1 protein-coding gene is annotated in these 1,446 nt (G+C 34.6%); it reads right to left on the bottom strand.

The window, feature by feature from the left end; genetic code table 11:
- Positions 1-77 precede the first annotated feature (77 nt).
- On the bottom strand, positions 78-1,446 hold a 1,369-nt coding region (locus NGR58_RS10160; protein WP_258089360.1), incomplete at its 5' end, for an ISL3 family transposase.

The following is a 1,446-nucleotide window of genomic DNA, read 5'->3' as shown; positions in this document are numbered from 1 at the left end:
GGCTCTGTGTCAAATAGCGTGAAAAACAGTAAAATCGATTAATTAGGTTTGTGAAAAGCGACTGTGAATCTGACAGATTATGTCAGATTCATGGTCGTTTTTTGTGTTAATAAGTTCATGAAGTTTACTTTAATTTGGTGACGATTAAATAGTTGTAGACGAATTCTGAAAAAGTAATTATGTGGGTTACCATAGCCGTAGGCCGTCCGGCCAATCTGTTTAATACGACGATTTGTTCCTTCAATACGTCCATTGGAAGCAGGATTTGAAAAGGCATTCTTAATACCTTTATAGTTTTTCTTGTAGCTTAAAATAACCTGATCCATTGCAGAATGGTTTGGTTTATACTGAGCTATAATTGCGGAGAAGTCATCAAAGGAATGATTCTGCTGGGATGTTAATATTGCTTGATAAACTTCATAAGCTTGCTTAAAGTGATGCGATAAACCAAACACTAGTTGTAAAGCATCCTGAGGGTACATGTATTCATTAATGCCTTTGAACCAACGAGTTTGGTTTAAATCCAGTTTGGTAAGGTTGGTAATGAAGAACTGCCAATTTGATTTCAGTAATTTGTAAACACGACTGTGTTTATTGTTAATGGCTCGTTGGATAGTGATTCTTGTAGATTGCACAGCTTTCATTGCCAGTTGAATAATGTGGAAACGATCAATAATTATTTGAGCATTGGGAAACATCTGTCTTAGAGGAGTACTATAGTTAGCGTTCATGTCTGTGACAACGTACTCTACTCGTTGTCGATTAGTTAAAGCATAATTCGACAAGTACTTTCGGATATTTGTGCTTGTTCTATTTGGGAAAAGCTCAATTAGTTCACTAGTACGACCATCGATCATTTCAAAACTATATTGATACTTAGCGTAATGAAATTCATCAACACAAATAACCGTTGGTAATTTTTTAGTGTAATTTGTTTGGTAGGCCTTGGCTGCGTGATGCATTAACTGATTCACTTTACTTGTTGATAAATGTAAAATATAGGCAATATTTTTTTCGGAAATATCACGTTTAGCCAAATCAATGATTTGGTGTAGTAAGGGTCGTGAGATTGATGACCTTTCCATAAAATCTGGTGATTGTGCAACAAAGGTACTCCGGCAACGACGACATTGGTAACGTTGTTTCGTTAAATATAAAATTTGTTGATAACCATTAGTGGTAGGTAATTTATACTTAGCGCTATCAGTACCCGATAAGTATAAATGATCAGTTAAACTAAAACCGCATTGTGGGCAGTATTCAGGAGGAGTAGCTAGACTGGCTTTATATAGTAAAACTAAATGATGATAATGCCCGTAAGGGACTAACTCATTGAAATTACCATCTTCAGAAATTATAAATTTAATATTTTTGTCTGTTAAACCAACTGAATTTAGGATAGAATCATTAATGGACATCAATAAATACCTCGTATCTGTTTTTTTT

This window comes from Weissella fangxianensis, from assembly GCF_024718545.1.
Taxonomy (GTDB): Bacteria; Bacillota; Bacilli; order Lactobacillales; family Lactobacillaceae; genus Weissella; species Weissella fangxianensis.
Note: the sequence above shows the minus strand (reverse complement) of the source record. Positions and strands in the feature narration are given on the sequence as shown.